We start from the raw sequence: 17,890 nt of genomic DNA, 5'->3' as shown, positions 1-17,890 counted from the left end.
TTTTACGTGTGTGGCGCGTTGAGCTTTCGCGCTTCTGCGCCCAAATGATGCCAATCGAGGACTGAGGGAAACCCGCCATGCGCTACGATGATTTCCGCCGCAGCGACGACATCGAGGATCGTCGCGACGATGGTGGAGGCGGCGGTGGCGGAGGCGGGTTCGGCCTTCCGATGGGCGGCGGCGGGCTCGGCATCGGCACCATCATCGTGCTCGGCCTGGTCGGCTACGCCTTCGGCATCGATCCGCGCATCCTGATCGGCGGCGCCGAGATCCTCACCGGCGGCGGCCAGGCGCCGAGCTACCAGACCGATCGCCAGTCGTCTTCGACCGCCAAGCGCGGTGCCCCGACCGACGAGATGGGCAGCATGATCTCCGGCATTCTCGGCGAGATCGACGACCGCTGGAGCGAGATCTTCCAGGCCTCGGGCCAGTCCTACACCGGGCCGAAGGTCGTGCTGTTCCGCAACGTCACCAATGGCGGCCGCTGCGGCCGGGCAGAGTCGGCGATGGGGCCGTTCTATTGTCCGCCGGATCGTACCATCTTCCTCGACACCTCGTTCTTCCGCGAGGTCGAGACGCGCTTCCGCGGCTGCTCCGGCAAGTCCGCCTGCAACTTCACCACCGCCTACATCATCGCGCACGAAGCCGGCCATCACATCCAGAACCTCCTCGGCATCATTCCGCGCGTGACGCGGCTGCAGCAGCAGGCGGGCTCGAAGGCGGAGGCCAACGCGCTCCAGGTGAAGGTGGAATTGCAGGCCGATTGCCTGTCCGGCGTCTGGGTCAATCGCGAGTCGAAGAAGCGTCCGAACTTCCTGGAAGCCGGCGACATCGACGCCGCGCTGACCACGGCGAGCGCGATCGGCGACGATACGCTGCAGCGCCAGGCCACGGGACGCGTCGTGCCTGACTCCTTCACCCACGGCTCGGCGGCGCAACGCAAGCAGTGGTTCATGACCGGCTACCAGCAGGGCACGGTCCAGGCCTGCAACACGTTCGGCGGCGGGACGTAGTAGTCTCGCTGCCGTGCCCCGGACGCAGCGCAGCGCTACTTCAGCGGTGCGCTGCAGAGCCGGGGCCCACACCGCCGGTCTCCCAAGCCTCTAAATGGGTCCCGGCTCTGCGGCGCGGCGCTGTTGCGCCGCACCTAGTCCGGGACACGAGAGACGCATCATGGCCTCCATCGACGAAGCAAAACAGTTCATCCCGCTCGACATCGCGGTGCTCACCGTGTCCGACACCCGTGCGCTCGCGGATGACAAGTCCGGCCAGACGCTTGCCGACCGCCTAGCTGCGGCCGGCCATCGTCTCGCCGCGCGCGAGATCGTCACCGACGATGTCGAGGCGATCCGCGCCGTCGTTCGCCGCTGGATCGCAGATAGCGGCATCGACGTCGTCATCACGACCGGCGGCACCGGCTTCACCGGACGCGACGTCACGCCGGAGGCGATCGAGCCGCTGTTCGAGAAGCGCATGGACGGTTTTTCCATCGCCTTCCACATGCTGAGCCACGCCAAGATCGGGACATCGACGATCCAGAGCCGCGCCACCGCCGGCGTCGCGGGCGCGACCTACATCTTCTGCCTGCCGGGCTCGCCCGGCGCCTGCCGCGATGGCTGGGACGGCATCCTTGCCACTCAGCTCGACTACCGCACGCGCCCGTGCAATTTCGTTGAGATCATGCCGCGGCTGGACGAGCATCTGCGAAGGCCGAAGGCGCAAGGCGCGACGGTGTAAGGGCGGATCGTTCTCGGGGGGGTTCCGCATCATCAGTACAAGGGTGGGCAAAGCGACTTGTCCGCCATAGCTCGAAGAGCGACGGCGGAAGCGTGCCCACGATCTCTGTCCGCAACGCAGGGGCCGTGGGCACGGCGCTCATGCGCCTTTGCCCACCCTACGATTCCTGACTTGTAGCGACAGCGCTACAGATCCCGCTCCCAGGTCTCGCCGACCAGATCGGCACCGAAGCTGTGGTGCTTCTCTTGCTTCACGAGCTTGAAGCCTGCGCTTTGATAGATGCCGCGTGCGGCAACCAGGATGCTCTGCGTCCACAGCGTCATCTTGCCGTAGCCCCGCTCGCGAGCGCCCTGGAGGCATTGCTCGACCAGCGCACGGCCGACACCGAGCCCGCGCGCTTTCTTCTCCACCTGCAACAGGCGCAGCTTGGCGATCTCGTCGGTGGCCTTGACCAGAAAGATCGAGCCGACGGGCTCGCCGCCCACTTCCGCGATCCAGCAGTGCTCGCGCGCGGCATCGTAGTTCTTGATGAACTGTGCGCAGATCTCGGCGACCAGCGCTTCGTAGCTGATGTCCCAGTTGTAGTCCGCGGCATAGGCGGCGGCCTGCTTGGAGATGACCCAGCCCATGTCGCCAACGCGATGGCTGCGCAGCATGAAAGCCGCAGGCTGGGTTCGACGTTGCTCCAGTAGGGCCTCGATGGTCGCCATGGCCTGCGTGAGCCGCGTTGCATCGCTGGCCGAAAGCTGAGCCAGCATTGCGGCGACCTCGTTTTGCGAGCTCAGGTTCAGCTTGGCGTAGGTCTGGCGGCCCTTGGCGGTGAGGCTGAGCTGGTATTGCCGGCGATCTGCGGGCAGGGGCCTGCGCGTGATCAGCCCCTTTTCGTCGAAGCTCTGCACGATGCGGCTGAGATAGCCGGGATCGAGGCCAAGCTCGATTCCGATCTCCTTTGCCGCCAGCTCGTCGCGATGCGCGAGTTCGTAGAGCACGCGGGCCTCGCTGAGCGAGAACGGGCTCTTCCCAAGATGCTGGTCGAGCACACCGAGCTTGCGGGTATAGAAGCGGTTGAAGGCGCGGACCGCTGCGATGCGATCGTCGGCGACCTGCTCGATTGCAAGGGGTAATGGGGAAGAGCTTGATGGCATGACGGCACCTCAATATTTGCCATTGTCAATTAATTATTTGACTTTGGCAAGTATCAGGTGACTTCAGCCGACCATGACGATCTGGCTGCGCAGCACGGTCCGGGACGAGCGGCCGAGCCGCCGGAGCAGCCGTGCCTCGGAACGGCGGGCCTGCGGCGGGTAGCCGCCGATCCGGTCGTAATGATCACGCGCAATCAAAAGGCCCTGATCGCCGAGCGGGCCGATCACCCTGCGCACCACGGCCCGGAGGATGTCGCGCAATCCGGTATCGGCGTAAGGCGAGCGTGCATAGCGGAACACGGCAGCACGGTCCCGTCCGCTGGTCGCGACGGCCTGGATGAACTGGGTGGTTTCCTCGATCCAGCCGGTTTCGAGCACGGCGCCTGCGGGCAGGAACATCAGCCACGGCGAGCGGGCCTGGAGCGCGCCGGCCGCGAGCGCGGCGCCTTGCGAGGATCCCTCGAAGCCGACGAAACGGCAGCCTGCGACGTCGGCAACCCGCTCGATGACGCCGTTGCGGGTGCCGTCGACCAGAAGCACCTCGCGGATGACGCCGGCGGCGGCCCCGGGGACCAGCGCGGCCAGAGTCGCCACCGCGGTCTGCTCGACGCCTTCGGTCGGAATGATGACGCTCAGCATGATTGAGGCTTCAATGTCTGCACTTCGGGAGAAGCGTAGCTTGTTATGATGTTGTCATAAACACGTGGCGTTGCCGAGTGCAACTTTCCGGCCGCGCTTCGGCGTGCGATGGTAAACTGCAGCCAGTCCTCGCAGCCAAATGTGTCACGCGCGGGTTGGCGATGTTGCCGAATGTTTCGGCACAAGCTCGTCCCGGGGGGATTGACCTGGAGTTTTACGGCGACATTGCGCGGCGCGCGGGTAGTTGGCTCCTGCAGGGACGGGGCGCCCTGCAAGAAAGGTTCGAACGGGACATGTGTGACTTTGGTGGCGGCGGAGGCTTCCTGTGAACGCCGATCAACTCGCTGTTGGCACGGCCTCGACATCGCCGAAGCCGGAGGCTGCGCCGACCTTGCGGATCCGCGCGCTGATGCTGGGCGATCGCATCAACGCCGCCGGTCTCGAGATCGGCACGCTGGTCTCGTCGACGCCCGCCGCCTTCCGTGTCCATGCCGGCCTCGCCGTGATCTTTCGTTACGGCGTCGTGGTGCTGATCGGGCTGCTCCCGTCCGAGGAGAAAGTGCTGATCGACAGCCTGAAGCCGCGGGTTATCGGCGAGCTCAGCCCGTATGAGGAAGAGATTGCGCAGGCACAGCTCTGCAAGGATGAAAGCACTGAAGCGATCCAGCCGGGCGGGCCGATCTGCCTCGCAAAGTTCTCCGACGACCGGCTGCTGCTTGTTGCGGACGCGCTCGCCAAGAGTACGTCGCTCGCGCGCGACGAGCGCCGCGTCGCCGCGGTCTTCGATGTGATCGAGCCGTTTGCGCGGGAGCTCGCCGAGCACGGACGCACGCCGCGCCGTCGCAAGGGCATCCTGCAACTGATCGGCAATGCACTGCTGGTGCAGCAGCGCGTCGCCGGGCGCGTCGCGATCGCCGAGAAGCCCGACGTGCTCTGGGAGAAGCCCGAGCTCGACCGGCTCTATTCGCGCCTCGAGGACGAGTACGAGCTGAAAGAACGCCTCGACACGCTCGAGCGCAAGCTCACCGCGGTGTCGGAGACCGCCAACGCGCTGACCGACATCATCGACACCCAGCGCTCGCTCCGCCTGGAGATCGCGGTCGTGGTCCTGATCGTGATCGAGGTCGCGATCGGGTGTTTTCAGATATGGTCGGGAACGCATTAGTTCGTGCGTGTCATTGTGCCCTCTTCTGTCCACACGAGTCAGGAATCGTAGGTGGGCAAAGGCGCACTTGCGCCCTGCCCACCATCGACGCCACATTGACAGACGTGGTGGGCACGCTTCCGCCTTCGCTCTTCGAGCAACGGCGGACAAGTCGCTTTGTCCACGCTACGAGACTGACACGTTCTTTCAGTTGGGATGGCCTTGCTGCAGCAGCGCAGCGCAATGGCGCGCGATCGTCAGCTCTTCATTGGTTGCAATGACGAGCACATCGACCGCGCTATCGCTACCGCTGATCCGCTCACGTGTCTCCTCATTCGCCGCGGCATCGATGCGCACGCCCATCCATGCGAGACGTTCGCCGATCGCGCTGCGGATCTCCTTGGCGTGCTCGCCGATGCCGCCGGTGAAGACCAGACAGTCGAGGCCGCCAAGCGTGGTTGCCATCATCGCGACCTGCTGCGCCGCGCGGAAGGTGAAAAGATCGACCGCGTCTCGCGCGTCAACCTCGCCGCTCGCAAGCAGCGTGCGCATGTCCGCGGAGATGCCGGAGACGCCGAGCAGGCCCGACTGGTGATAGAGCAGGTGCTGGACATCCTCGATCGAGATCTTTTCGTGCTGCTGCAGATAGAGCAGCACGCCGGGATCGATCGTGCCGCAGCGTGTGCCCATCACGAGACCGTCGAGCGGCGTCAGCCCCATGGTGGTGTCGACGCTGCGGCCGTTGCGCAACGCGCACAGGCTGGCGCCGTTGCCGAGATGCGCGATGACGGTACGCTTGGCGATGAGCTCCGGCGCAATCTCGGCGAGGCGTCCCGCGACATACTCGAAGGAGAGGCCGTGAAATCCGTAGCGTCGGACGCCACGTTCCTCGTAGCGCCTCGGAATGGCGAAGCGGCTCGCCGGCGGCGCCAGGCCGTGATGGAACGCCGTATCGAAGCACGCGATCTGCCTCAGCGCTGGTCGAATCGCCGCGAGCGCACGAATTGGCGCGAGGCACCGCGGCTGGTGCAACGGCGCCAGCGGCGTCAGCGCCTTAAGCTTTCCGATCACGTCGTCGGTCAGCGCGACCGGGCCTGAATAATCCGGCCCGCCGTGAACAATGCGATGGCCGACGGCACGCAGGTGGTGTCCGCCGAACCGGTCGTCGATGAAGGCAAGCACATCGGCGAACAGATGGCCGCCGTCGGCGTCCGGCGCCTCGCTCCATGTCTCGAACAGGTCTTCGCCCGCGGGGCTCTTCACCACGAGCCGGGGTTTTGCCTCGTGCTCGTCGAGCAGTCCCTTGCAGAGCAGGCGGGGTTCAACAGCCGAGATCTCGAACAGGCCGAACTTGATGCTCGACGATCCCGAGTTGAGGACGAGGACCGTGTCCGACATGGCTAGTCGCCGGCTTCGGCCGGGGTATTGCCGCCGGAGCTGTTAGGCCAGACCCAGCCTTGGATCTCAGGCATGTCCTCGCCGTGCTCGCGCACATAGCGCGAATGCTCGATCAGCTTGTCACGGAATTGCTGCTTCGCTTGCGCAGCCTTGGCCGCGAGCCCGGGCACGCGTTCGATCGCCTCGATCGCGAGGTGGTAGCGGTCGAGCTCGTTGAGCACGACCATGTCGAACGGCGTCGTCGTGGTGCCTTCCTCGGCAAAGCCGCGCACATGCATGCCGGCATGATTGGTGCGGTTATAGGTCAGCCGATGGATCAGGTAGGGATAGCCGTGATAGGCGAAGATGACAGGCTTGTCGCGCGTGAACAGGCTGTCGAAGTCGCGGTCGGACAGGCCGTGCGGATGCTGGTCTTTCGGTTGCAGCGTCATGAGATCGACGACGTTGACGACGCGGATCTTCAAATCCGGCAGCGCCTTGCGCAACAGGTCGACGGCGGCGAGCGTCTCCAGCGTCGGTACGTCGCCGGCGCAGGCCATCACCACGTCGGGCTCCTGGCCCGCATCTTCCGTCCCCGCCCAGCTCCAGATGCCAATGCCGGCATCGCAATGCGTGGCAGCGTCCTGCATCGACAGCCATTGCGGCGCCGGCTGCTTGCCGGCGACGATGACATTGATGCGGTTGTAGGTCCGTAGGCAGTGATCTGCGATCCACAGCAGCGTGTTGGCATCGGGCGGGAAATAGATGCGGACGATGTCGGCCTTCTTGTTGGCGACGAGATCGACGAAGCCGGGATCCTGATGGCTGAAGCCGTTATGGTCCTGCCGCCAGACATGCGAGGTCAGGAGATAATTGAGCGAGGCGATCGGGCGCCGCCATGGCAGATCGCGCGTGACCTTCAGCCATTTGGCGTGCTGGTTGAACATGGAATCCACGATGTGGATGAAGGCCTCGTAGCAGGAGAAGAAACCATGGCGGCCGGTGAGCAGATAGCCCTCGAGCCAGCCCTGGCAGAGATGCTCGCTCAAGACTTCCATCACGCGGCCGTCTTGCGCGAGGTGCACGTCATAGGGCTCGATCGGCTCCATCCAGACCCGCTCGGTCTCCTCGAACACCGCGTCCAGCCGGTTTGACGCGGTTTCGTCCGGGCCCATGATGCGGAAATTGCGCTCCTTCGCATTGAGGCGGATGACGTCGCGCAGGAATTTGCCGAGCTCGCGCGTCGCTTCCCCGATGGCGCCGCCGGGCTGCGGCACCTCGATGGCAAAGCTGCGGAAGTCCGGCAGCCTCAGCTCCTTTTTGAGCAGGCCACCATTGGCATGCGGATTGGCGCCCATGCGGCGAATGCCTTCGGGCGCGAGCGCCTGAAGTTCTGGAATGAGCGCGCCGCTCTGGTCGAACAGCTTTTCGGGCTCGTAGCTGCGCATCCAGTCTTCGAGAACTTTGAGGTGCGCCGGGTTCTCGCGACAGCCCGCCACCGGGACTTGATGCGCGCGCCAAAAACCCTCGACCTTCTTGCCGTCGACCTCTTTCGGACCGGTCCAACCCTTCGGACTGCGCAGCACGATCATCGGCCAGCGCGGCCGCTCGACGCTTTTGCGCCCGTCCCGTGCGTGCTGCTGGATCGAGCGGATGCTGGCGAGCGCGACGTCGAGCGCGTCCGCCATGGCCTGGTGCATCAATTTGGGATCATCACCCTCGACGAACAGCGGCTCGTGGCCGAAGCCGCGAAAGAGATCGCGGATCTCGCTGTTGGGCATTCGCCCGAGCACGGTCGGATTGGCGATCTTGTAGCCGTTCAGATGCAGGATCGGCAGCACCGCGCCGTCATGCGCGGGGTTCAGGAACTTGTTGGAGTGCCAGGACGCAGCTAACGGGCCGGTCTCGGCCTCGCCGTCGCCGACGACGCAGGCCACGATCAGATCGGGATTGTCCAACGCCGCGCCGTAGGCGTGCACCAGCGCGTAGCCGAGTTCGCCGCCTTCGTGGATCGAACCCGGCGTTTCCGGTGCCGCGTGGCTCGGAATGCCGCCTGGGAAGGAGAACTGCCTGAACAGCTCGCGCAATCCGTCCTTGTCGCGCGCGATGTCGGGATAGATCTCGCTGTAGCTGCCCTCCAGATAGGTGTTGGCGACCATGCCGGGACCGCCATGGCCGGGACCGCAGACATAGAGCACGCTGATATCGAGCGCGCGGATGACGCGGTTGAGATGGGCGTAGATGAAGTTCAGGCCGGGCGTCGTGCCCCAATGGCCGAGCAAGCGCGGCTTGATGTGCTCGGCCCGCAGGGGCTCGCGCAGCAGCGGATTGTCGAGCAGGTAGATTTGCCCGACGGAGAGATAGTTCGCGGCGCGCCAGTAGCGATCGAGGAGGTCGAGGTTGCTGCTTGCCGCGGCCGATTGTTGTTGATTTGCCATGTTCCTGCTGACCTTCACCCGGCGATCGTCACCAACATTGTTCCGCGACGATTGATCCCTGGCCGGCATCAAACGAAATCGTTGCGACGGGCATGTTGCGTGAGGTCAAAGGACCGCGCCCGAAATTTGGGCGGCTACTGTGCATGGGGTTGTTTTCCCATCTTTTGTTTGTGTTCTTGATTTGTTCCGTTGTCGTGCTATCCTGGCTTCATGAGTCCAGCAGCATCGTCTCATGCTCTCAAGCACCCGCCGGTCAAGGCGCCCTCCGAGCCGGCGGGTGTGGACTCTGACTTTCCAGAACTTGGCGTCGCCATCGACCGCGCGCGCAGGCGAGGGCGGGGCGCACAGTCCAATGCCAGCGGCCGCTATGAGGCCGAGGCGCGCGTCGCCTTCGACGACGGCTGGCAGAGCCTGGAAGAGCTGCCGCCGTTCAAGACCAGTGTCGGGGTCGACACCTCGCGGAAGGTGATCACCCGCAACGATTCCCCCGATATCGGCTTCGATCGCTCGATCAATCCCTATCGCGGCTGTGAGCATGGCTGCGTTTATTGCTTCGCGCGGCCGACCCATGCCTATCTCGGCCTGTCGCCGGGGCTCGACTTCGAGTCAAAACTGTTCGTCAAGCCCGAGGCGCCGGCGCTGCTGGAGAAGGAGCTCGCCGCGACCGGCTATGAGCCCCGGATGATCGCGATCGGCACCAACACCGATCCCTATCAGCCGATCGAGCGCGAGCGCAAAATCATGCGCGGCATCCTCGAGGTTCTCGAGCGTGCCGGCCATCCCGTCGGCATCGTCACCAAATCGGCGCTGGTGGTGCGCGACATCGATATTCTCGCGCGGATGGCCAAGCGCAACCTCGCCAAGGTCGCCATCTCGGTCACCTCGCTCGATCCGAAGCTGGCGCGCACCATGGAGCCGCGCGCCTCGACGCCGCCGAAGCGGCTGGAAGCGCTGAAGCAGCTCTCGGACGCCGGCATCCCGACCACCGTGATGGTCGCGCCCGTGATCCCCGCGCTGAACGATTCCGAGATCGAGCGCATCCTGGACGCGGCCGCCCATGCCGGCGTCAAGGAGGCCTCCTATGTGCTGCTGCGGCTGCCGCTGGAGGTGCGCGATCTCTTCCGCGAATGGCTGATGGCGAACTATCCGGACCGCTATCGCCACGTCTTTACGCTGATCCGCGACATGCGCGGCGGGCGCGACTACGATGCGAAATGGGGCGAGCGGATGAAGGGCACCGGACCGATGGCCTGGACCATCGGCCGCCGCTTCGAGATCGCCTGCGACAGGCTCGGCCTCAACAAAAGGCGCTCCAAGCTGACCACGGATCATTTTGCCCGGCCGAAGCGGAACGGCGATCAGCTGAGCCTGTTCTGAGCGGGAAGTGTGGAAGAGGTGTCGTATGAGTAAGCAAGTTTCGGCTCCGGTGCCGCGGCTCACCGTCATCACGCTCGGTGTCAGCGATATCCGCGCCAGCATCGCCTTTTACGACGCGCTCGGGTTCTCGCGCCGGCTAAAGGCGACCGGCGAGGCGGTGGCGTTCTACGATACCTGCGGTCCGGTGCTCGCGCTGTATCCTTGGGATCAGCTCGCGGCCGACGCGGCGTTGCCGGACCAGCCGAGGCCATCGACCTTCCGCGGCATCACGATCGCCTGGAACTGTCGGACCCGAGAGGAGGTCGATGCAGTGCTGGCCTTTGCCCTCGGCAAGGGGGCAAAGCTCGCGAAGGCCGCGCACGAGACCGATTACGGCGGCTATTCCGGTTATTTTGCCGATCCCGACGGCCATCCCTGGGAGGTCGTGGTCGCACCCGGCATCGAGGTCGGCGAGGACCGGCGGGTGCATCTGGCGGAGTAGGGCGGCCTGAATAACGGGAATTGCGCCGGGTTCCCGGTTGCGCCGGCCGGGCCGCTTGCGCACGATCCCCGCCATGATTCGGGACAAGTCCGCCAAGACACCGGCCAAAGACGCGCCAAGGAAGGACGCTGCGAAAAAGGCAGCGCCCGCCAAGGCCGGCAAAGCGCCTGCGACCAAAACAACGACCGTTCCCGCAGGCAAGAAAGGCATCATCGCGGTCGCACCGCCGAGCTTCCGGCGCGAGCGCGCGCTGATCAAGTGCGGCGTCTGGCCGGTCGCCGGCTGCGACGAGGCCGGCCGCGGGCCGCTCGCCGGCCCCGTGGTGGCTGCAGCCGTGATTCTCGACCCCGACCGCATCCCGCGCGGCATCGACGATTCCAAGCGCCTGACGGCGGAGGAGCGCGAAAAACTGTTCGACAAGATCTGCGCCACCGCCCAGGTCTCGGTCGCCGTCGCCTCGCCCTCGCGAATCGACCGCGACAATATATTGCGCGCCTCATTGTGGGCGCTGAAGCGCGCCGTCGTGGCACTGCCGGAGGCGCCCAGGCACGTCTTCGTCGACGGCCGCGACCGGCTCGACACTCCTTGCGATTGCGAAGCCGTGATCGGCGGCGATGGCATCGTGCTGTCGATCGCGGCGGCCTCCATCATCGCCAAGGTGACGCGCGACCGCCTGATGTGCGCTCTGGCGCAGGACTGTCCCGGCTACGGCTTCGAGCAGCACAAGGGCTACGCCGTCCCCGAGCACCTCGACGCGCTCGACCGCCTCGGCCCCTCCGTCCATCACCGCCGCTTCTTCGCCCCGGTCGCGGCCGCACGCGCCAAGCACATGCCGTGGACCGTCGAGCCGGTGCCGGATCTGTTTGCGGTGACCGAGGTCGAGGTGCCGGTGGAAGCCAGCGTCGAAATCGACGCGTCGGCGAATCTCTAGAGTTAGCCAGGCGGGACAAGCCAGGGCATGACGAGGAAACCGTCGTTGCCACAACGCGCAGCGCCCCTTATCAAAGTGTTTGTGAGCGAATAGGGCCGGCTGGACGGGTTGGCTGCATCTTTCGGGCGTTGCATGCGGTTTACCTCCCTGGTCATCGAGCTCATTCGCGCCCGGCCGCGGCTGATCGTCTGGATCGCCGTGCTGCTGCAGGCCGCGATGTGGCTGTTCGTGGCGCTGGTGTTCTACCGCAGCCCGCCTGGCAGCCTTGCGACGCTCCTGGCTTTCGGACGCGAATACCAGGTCGGCACCGATCTCGGTCCGCCCTTGCCGGTCTGGCTCGCCGACATCGCCTATCGCGCCGCCGGCGGCCACATGTTCGGCGTCTATGTGCTCGCCGAGCTCTGCGAGATCGCGACGTTCATTGCGCTCTATCATCTCTCCCGCGCCGTGGTCGGCTCGCAGCAGGCGGTGCTCGCGGTGCTCTTGACCATGACGGTGCTCGCCTTCTCCTCGTCGGCGCTCGACTTCGGCCCGCTTGTCCTGGCCCGGCCGCTCTGGGCGCTGCTGCTGCTGCACTCCTGGCAGATCATCGGCCAGCGTCGCGGCAATGCCTGGTTCGCCTGGTCGATCGAGGCCGGTCTCCTGCTGCTGACGACGCCTGCGGCGATCTTCCTGCTGCTGCTGCTCGTCGTCTTCGCGGTCTCGACCGCCGGCGGCCGCCGGACGCTGCGCGCGCTCGATCCGCTGTTCGCGCTTGTTGTCGTCGCGGTGCTGGCGCTGCCCTACGCGGTCTGGCTGATGCGCGCCGAGACGCTGGTGATGCCGGCCTTGCCGCAAGTTGCGGAGCTGGATGCCCGCGCCCTGCATGCGGCCTGGCTGTTCGGCGGCCTCGTGCTCGGGGCCGCTGCGATCCCGGCGCTGACATTCCTCAACACCGGGCTGTTCGCCGGCAAGGGCGAGGAGCCGCCGATCATCTACCGACCACCGGTCGAGCCGCTGGCGCGCAACTTCGTCTATTTCTTCGCGCTGGCGCCGGCGCTGGGTGCGGTGCTCATCTCCGGCCTGCTCGGGCTCGACTCCGTCGTCGGCGGCGCCGGCGTCGTGCTGGTTGTGTCCGGGCTTGCCGTGGTGGTCGCAGCCGGCGATCTCATCGCGATGCGCCGTGCGCGGATGCTGCGGACGGTCTGGGCCGCCGCCGTCGTGGCGCCGGCCGTCGGCGTCGTGCTCGCCGTCCTGCTGCTGCCCTGGACCGGCACGAACGAGATCGCGACCTCGATGCCGGCGCGCGCGATCTCGGACTTCTTCGACGAGAGCTTTGCCCGCCGCACCAACCATCGCCTGCGTGCGGTGGCCGGCGAGACCTCGCTTGCGAGCCTGATCACGCTGCATTCCGGCCGGCCGCATCTCTTCATCGACGCCGACCCTGCGCGCACGCCGTGGATCAATCAGGCCAAATTCAGCGAGACCGGCGGCGTCGTGGTCTGGCGCGCTTCCGATACCGCCGGCACGCCGCCGCCGGACATCCTCAAGCGCTTTCCCGGCATCGTCCCGGAAGTCCCGCGCGCCTTCGAATGGCTGGTGACCGGTCGCCAGCAGCTCTTGCGCGTCGGCTGGGCCATCGTGCGGCCGAAGGGGACGTGAGGACGTAGGTCTCGTGCCCCGGACGCTGCGCCGCGCCTCTTCGGCGGTGCGCTGCAGAGCCGGGGCCATCCCGCCGCATCGTACTGTGTTGCTTTCTGGGTCCCGGCTCTGCGGAGCGTCACTGCGTGCCGCACCGCGTCCGGGACACGAGAGCTCGCTACCCCGTCAGCACCTTGGCGATCGCGCGCAGATCCTGCCAGGCCAGCCGCTTGTAGGACGGCGAGCGGAGCAGATAGGCCGGATGGAACGTCGGCAGCGCGCGGATGGTGCGCGCCCCCGTCTCGTAGTCGAACCAGCGCCCGCGGGTGCGCATGATGCCCTCGCGCGTTCCGAGCAGCGTCTGCGTCGAGGGATTGCCAAGCGTCACCAGCACGTCGGGATTCACCAGTTCGATCTGGCGCTGGATGAAGGGCAGGCAGATTTGCGTCTCCTGCGGCGTCGGGGTGCGATTGCCGGGCGGCCGCCACGGAATCACGTTGGCGATGTAGGCCGTGCTGCGGTTGAGGCCGATCGCGCCGATCATGAGATCGAGCAGCTTGCCGCTGCGCCCGACGAAGGGCAGCCCCTCGATGTCCTCGTCGCGGCCCGGCGCCTCACCGACGAACATGATGCGCGCCTGCGGATTGCCGTCGGCAAATACCAATCGCGTCGCGGTGTGCTTCAGCGCGCAACCCTCGAAGCCTTGCATCAGCTCGCGTAGCGCGTCCAGCGTCGGCGCAGTGCGCGCAGCCTCGCGCGCCGAGGCAATCGCGATGTCGGGCGCAGGTGCGGCCTCGCCGCGCATCACCGCCGGCGCGGCGACCGGCCGCGGTGCCTCGACCGGAGGCGCCACGCGCGGGGCCGGCGGCGGGGCATCCAATTCCGCCAGGCGGTCGATCGGTTCCTCCGCGAGCGCGCAATCGACGCCGGCCTCCAGATAGAAGGCAAGAAGCTCGCGGACGGTGGGTGCGGGTTCGGGTATCATGGGAAAGTCTGACTATTAGAGCATAGCGTTTTCGAGCGAAGTGGGCACTCGGTTCGCGTGAAGAAAACGCGTCAAAAAAGATGGGACTTCCCCGGTTCTGGCCTACCAGAACCGGGGAAGTCCAGTTTAGGGCGCCTTGCACCCCCTTTGCACCCCGGCGAAACGCATTTCCGTGGTTGTCCTACCCGGAAAAATCGGAAACAAGAGGGCGCAAATGACCAAGGACCGTCTCAAGGGCTGAGATCAGATGAGCACCGAAGAACTTCCCCCGCGCGAATCCATGGAATTCGACGTCGTCATCGTCGGCGCCGGCCCCTCGGGCCTGTCGGCTGCGATCCGGCTGAAGCAGCTCAACGCCGATCTCAACGTCGTCGTGGTGGAGAAGGGCTCGGAGGTCGGCGCGCACATTCTTTCCGGTGCCGTGATCGATCCGGCCGGGCTCGACAAGCTCGTTCCGGACTGGCGCGAGGATTCCGACTGCCCGCTGAAAACGCAGGTGAAGGACGACCGCTTCTACTGGATGACGGCCGGCGGCGCGATCAAGCTGCCGAACTTCATGATGCCGCCGCTGATGGACAATCATCACTGCTACATCGGCTCGCTCGGCAATGTCTGCCGCTGGCTGGCGCGCAAGGCGGAAGCGCTCGGCGTCGAGATCTATCCGGGCTTCGCCGCGGCCGAGGTGCTCTATGACGACGCCGGCAACGTCAAGGGCATTGCCACCGGCGACATGGGCATCGGCCGGGACGGCAAGCCGAAGGACTCCTTCACCCGTGGCATGGAATTGCTCGGCAAGTACACGCTGTTCGCCGAAGGCGCCCGCGGCAGCCTGACCAAGCAGCTCATCGCCAAGTTCGCGCTCGACTCCAAGAGCGAGCCGGCGAAGTTCGGCATCGGCCTCAAGGAAGTCTGGCAGATCGATCCCGCCAAGCACCAGAAGGGGTTGATCCAGCATTCCTTCGGCTGGCCGCTCGACCTGAAGACCGGTGGCGGCTCGTTCCTCTATCATTACGACGACAACCTCGTCGCCGTCGGCTTTGTCGTGCATCTGAACTACGACGATCCGTACCTGTCGCCGTTCGATGAATTCCAGCGCTTCAAGACCCATCCTTCGATCCGCGGCACCTTTGAAGGCGGCAAGCGTCTCGCCTATGGCGCGCGCGCCATTACCGAGGGCGGCTACCAGTCCGTGCCGAGGCTGAGCTTCCCCGGCGGCGCGCTGATCGGCTGCGCGGCCGGCTTCGTCAACGTGCCGCGCATCAAGGGCGTGCACAATGCGATGGGCACCGGCATGCTCGCGGCTGAACATGTCGCGGCGGCGCTGGCCGCCGATCGCGCCAATGACGAACTCGTCGAATACGAAAATGCGTGGCGCTCGTCGTCGGTCGGCAAGGATCTGTTCCTGGTCCGCAACGTCAAGCCACTGTGGTCGAAGTTCGGCACCGTGCTGGGCGTCGCACTCGGCGGCATCGACATGTGGTGTAACACGCTGTTCGGCGCTTCGCTGTTCGGCACCCAGGCGCACGCCAAACCCGATCGCGCCACGCTCGATCCGGCCAAGCAGCACACGCCGAAGAACTACCCGAAGCCGGACGGCAAGATCTCGTTCGACAAGCTGTCCTCGGTGTTCTTGTCCAATACCAATCATGAGGAGGACCAGCCGGTCCATCTCAAGGTCACCGACATGAACCTGCAAAAGACCTCCGAGCACGACGTGTTCGCCGGTCCCTCGAATCGCTATTGCCCGGCCGGCGTCTATGAATGGGTCGAGGAGGGCACGAGCCCGCGCTTCCAGATCAACGCCCAGAACTGCGTCCACTGCAAAACCTGCGACGTGAAGGACCCCAACGGTAATATCACCTGGGTTCCTCCGGAGGGTGGTGGCGGTCCGAACTACGAGGCGATGTAAGGGCCGGCCGAGCAAAGGACCTGATCACGAGGGTGATCCGGCGCACGTTCGCGTGAGGACACGGCTGCGGCCACCGGTCGCGGCCACGATAAGGCCATACTGGCAGCGTCTTGGGACCGCTCTTGGCCGGTCACTTGGCCGATTTAAGGCGTGCGGAGGGGATCGTCCGGCCCGAATCCTTGCGGCGAAGCGCCAAAAGCGGCATTGTCCGCCGGACGGTTCCGGGTCCCGATGCCACCGCCCGCGTTCGCATGCGATACGGCCCTCTGCTGCAAACCCAGGCACTACCAACTCAAGGCGAGCCCTGATGTTTTCAAATCGTTTCAACCGCTGGACTGTTGCTGCCATCGCCCTCATGGGCACAGCGATCGCGACCGTCCCCGGCAGCGTCCTGGCGCAGACGCCGGATCACCCGGAGAACACGGCGGCGCAGTTTCCGACCCGAAACGATCTGAAGTCGCTCACGGGTGCCGGTAGCTATCTCGCCGCCCGCCATGCCAGCGTCGAGCGCGACGCGGCCTCCGCCGCTGCGTTCTACCGCTCGGCCCTGCGCACCGATCCCAAGAACAACGAGCTGCTTGACCGCGCCTTCATCTCGTCGGTCGCCGACGGCGACATCGACGAAGCGGTCAAGCTCGCCGAGCGCGTCCTCACCATCGACAAGACCAACCGCGTCGCGCGTCTCGTCGTCGGCGTGCATGATCTCAAGGTGAAGAAGTACGCAGCCGCGCAGACCAACATCAACCAGTCGATCCGCGGTCCGATCACCGATCTCGTCGCCACGCTGCTGTCGGGTTGGGCCGCCTACGGTGCCGGGGACGCCAAGGGCGGTGTCGCCACCATCGACAAGCTGGCAGGTCCCGAATGGTACCCGCTGTTCAAGGACCTTCACGCCGGCATGATCCTCGAGCTCTCCGGCAAGGAGAAGGACGCCGGTACCCGCTTCGAGCGCGCCTACAAGCTCGACGATTCCATGCTGCGCGTGACCGAAGCCTATGCGCGCTGGCTGTCGCGCAACAAGGACTCCGCCGCCGCGACCACCGTCTATCAGGCCTTCGACAAGAAGCTCGCGCGCCATCCGCTGATCCAGGAAGGCCTGCGCGACACCAAGGCCGGCAAGAAAATGCCGCCGCTGGTCGATTCCGCCCAGGCTGGCGCCGCCGAGGCGCTCTACGGCATCGGTGCCACGCTGACCCGCCGCGGCGGCGAGGATCTGGCGCTGGTCTACCTCCAGCTCTCGCTCTACCTCCAGCCGACCCATCCGCTGGCGCTGCTCTCGCTCGCCGATCTCTACGAGTCCGTGAAGCGGCCGCAGATGGCGATCAAGGTCTATGAGCGCGTGCCGTCGACCTCGCCGCTCAAGCGTAACGCGCAGATCCAGCTTGCCATCGATCTGGATTCCGCCGACCGCACCGACGAGGCGATCAAGATCCTCAAGGGCGTTACATCGGAGGATGCCAAGGACCTCGAAGCGATCATGGCGCTCGGCAACATCGAGCGCGGCCGCAAGAGGTTCGGCGACTGCGGCGCGACCTATTCGCAAGGCGTCGACGTGCTGCCGCCCGGCAACGACAAGGCCAACAGCGTCTGGTACTATTATCGTGGTATCTGCGAGGAGCGCTCCAAGCAGTGGGCCAAGGCCGAGGCCGACATGAAGAAGGCGCTCGAGCTCCAGCCCGACCAGCCGCACGTCCTCAACTATCTCGGCTATTCCTGGATCGACCAGGGCGTGAACCTCGACGAAGGCATGAAGATGATCAAGCGCGCCGTCGAGCAGCGTCCCGACGACGGCTACATCGTCGATTCCCTGGGCTGGGCCTATTACCGCATCGGCAACTACGAAGAAGCGGTGAAGAACCTCGAGCGCGCGATCGACCTCAAGCCCGAGGATCCCACCATCAACGATCACCTTGGCGATGCCTATTGGCGGGTCGGCCGCACGCTGGAAGCTAAGTTCCAGTGGGCGCATGCGCGTGACCTCAAGCCCGAGCCGGAAGAGCTTCCGAAGATCGAGGCCAAGATCGCTAACGGCATGACCGAGGACAATTCGAACTCTTCAGCCGCGCAGGCGGAAAAGAAGAAGGACGACGGCAAGGGCGGTTGAGTT

14 protein-coding genes are annotated in these 17,890 nt (G+C 65.6%); 9 read left to right on the top strand and 5 right to left on the bottom strand.

The window, feature by feature from the left end:
• Positions 1 to 77 precede the first annotated feature (77 nt).
• Together GDN70_RS29805 and moaB are read left to right on the top strand one after the other, a co-directional pair.
• Entirely contained in the window at positions 78 to 1,013 is a 936-nt protein-coding gene (locus tag GDN70_RS29805; protein ID WP_028141677.1) for a neutral zinc metallopeptidase, read from the top strand.
• Positions 1,014 to 1,173: 160 nt separating this feature from the next.
• Positions 1,174 to 1,737: a molybdenum cofactor biosynthesis protein B gene (gene moaB / locus GDN70_RS29800; RefSeq protein WP_038972136.1), complete on the top strand. Its 564-nt coding sequence runs from the start codon at positions 1,174 to 1,176 to the stop codon at positions 1,735 to 1,737.
• 185 nt (positions 1,738 to 1,922) lie between these two features.
• On the opposite strand, the gene GDN70_RS29795 is transcribed toward moaB, so the two are convergent.
• Positions 1,923 to 2,882 (bottom strand): helix-turn-helix domain-containing GNAT family N-acetyltransferase, encoded by a 960-nt coding sequence (locus GDN70_RS29795; protein ID WP_049801738.1) that lies wholly within the window; start codon positions 2,880 to 2,882, stop codon positions 1,923 to 1,925.
• A 63-nt stretch (positions 2,883 to 2,945) separates the two neighbouring features.
• Positions 2,946 to 3,521 (bottom strand): glycosyl transferase, encoded by a 576-nt coding sequence (locus GDN70_RS29790; RefSeq protein WP_028141674.1) that lies wholly within the window; start codon positions 3,519 to 3,521, stop codon positions 2,946 to 2,948.
• A 325-nt stretch (positions 3,522 to 3,846) separates the two neighbouring features.
• Between GDN70_RS29790 and GDN70_RS29785 the strand changes: the two genes are divergently transcribed.
• Entirely contained in the window at positions 3,847 to 4,686 is an 840-nt protein-coding gene (locus tag GDN70_RS29785; protein ID WP_018323338.1) for an RMD1 family protein, read from the top strand.
• Between the two features lie 186 nt (positions 4,687 to 4,872).
• On the opposite strand, the gene GDN70_RS29780 is transcribed toward GDN70_RS29785, so the two are convergent.
• Together GDN70_RS29780 and GDN70_RS29775 are read right to left on the bottom strand one after the other, a co-directional pair.
• Entirely contained in the window at positions 4,873 to 6,063 is a 1,191-nt protein-coding gene (locus tag GDN70_RS29780; RefSeq protein WP_038972133.1) for an acetate/propionate family kinase, read from the bottom strand.
• Positions 6,064 to 6,065: 2 nt separating this feature from the next.
• Positions 6,066 to 8,480 carry a phosphoketolase gene (locus tag GDN70_RS29775; protein WP_028141671.1) on the bottom strand — a complete coding sequence of 805 codons (2,415 nt, stop codon included), beginning with the start codon at positions 8,478 to 8,480 and terminating at the stop codon, positions 6,066 to 6,068.
• A gap of 210 nt (positions 8,481 to 8,690) precedes the next feature.
• Between GDN70_RS29775 and GDN70_RS29770 the strand changes: the two genes are divergently transcribed.
• From GDN70_RS29770 to GDN70_RS29755, 4 genes are all read left to right on the top strand, one after another.
• Positions 8,691 to 9,857, top strand: coding sequence for a PA0069 family radical SAM protein (locus tag GDN70_RS29770; RefSeq protein WP_028141670.1), 1,167 nt, complete (start codon positions 8,691 to 8,693; stop codon positions 9,855 to 9,857).
• Positions 9,858 to 9,882: 25 nt separating this feature from the next.
• Entirely contained in the window at positions 9,883 to 10,338 is a 456-nt protein-coding gene (locus GDN70_RS29765) for a VOC family protein (RefSeq protein ID WP_038948293.1), read from the top strand.
• Positions 10,339 to 10,411: 73 nt separating this feature from the next.
• Entirely contained in the window at positions 10,412 to 11,269 is an 858-nt protein-coding gene (locus tag GDN70_RS29760; protein ID WP_038948292.1) for a ribonuclease HII, read from the top strand.
• A 132-nt stretch (positions 11,270 to 11,401) separates the two neighbouring features.
• A complete protein-coding gene (locus tag GDN70_RS29755; RefSeq protein ID WP_095426932.1) occupies positions 11,402 to 12,910 on the top strand; it encodes a glycosyltransferase family 39 protein in 1,509 nt (502 codons plus the stop codon).
• A 157-nt stretch (positions 12,911 to 13,067) separates the two neighbouring features.
• On the opposite strand, the gene GDN70_RS29750 is transcribed toward GDN70_RS29755, so the two are convergent.
• On the bottom strand, positions 13,068 to 13,874 hold the full coding sequence (locus GDN70_RS29750) for a uracil-DNA glycosylase family protein (RefSeq protein WP_152103373.1): 807 nt from the start codon (positions 13,872 to 13,874) through the stop codon (positions 13,068 to 13,070).
• Positions 13,875 to 14,121: 247 nt separating this feature from the next.
• On the opposite strand from GDN70_RS29750, the gene GDN70_RS29745 reads away from it, so the two are divergent.
• Together GDN70_RS29745 and GDN70_RS29740 are read left to right on the top strand one after the other, a co-directional pair.
• On the top strand, positions 14,122 to 15,783 hold the full coding sequence (locus tag GDN70_RS29745; RefSeq protein ID WP_097668756.1) for an electron transfer flavoprotein-ubiquinone oxidoreductase: 1,662 nt from the start codon (positions 14,122 to 14,124) through the stop codon (positions 15,781 to 15,783).
• 307 nt (positions 15,784 to 16,090) lie between these two features.
• Positions 16,091 to 17,887, top strand: a complete 1,797-nt coding sequence (locus GDN70_RS29740) for a tetratricopeptide repeat protein (RefSeq protein WP_152103372.1) — start codon at positions 16,091 to 16,093, stop codon at positions 17,885 to 17,887.
• The last annotated feature ends 3 nt before the right edge of the window (positions 17,888 to 17,890 follow it).

Origin of the sequence: Bradyrhizobium sp. TM102, from assembly GCF_009176685.1 — a bacterium.
GTDB classification, from domain to species: domain Bacteria; phylum Pseudomonadota; class Alphaproteobacteria; order Rhizobiales; family Xanthobacteraceae; genus Bradyrhizobium; species Bradyrhizobium ottawaense.
Note: the sequence above shows the minus strand (reverse complement) of the source record. Positions and strands in the feature narration are given on the sequence as shown.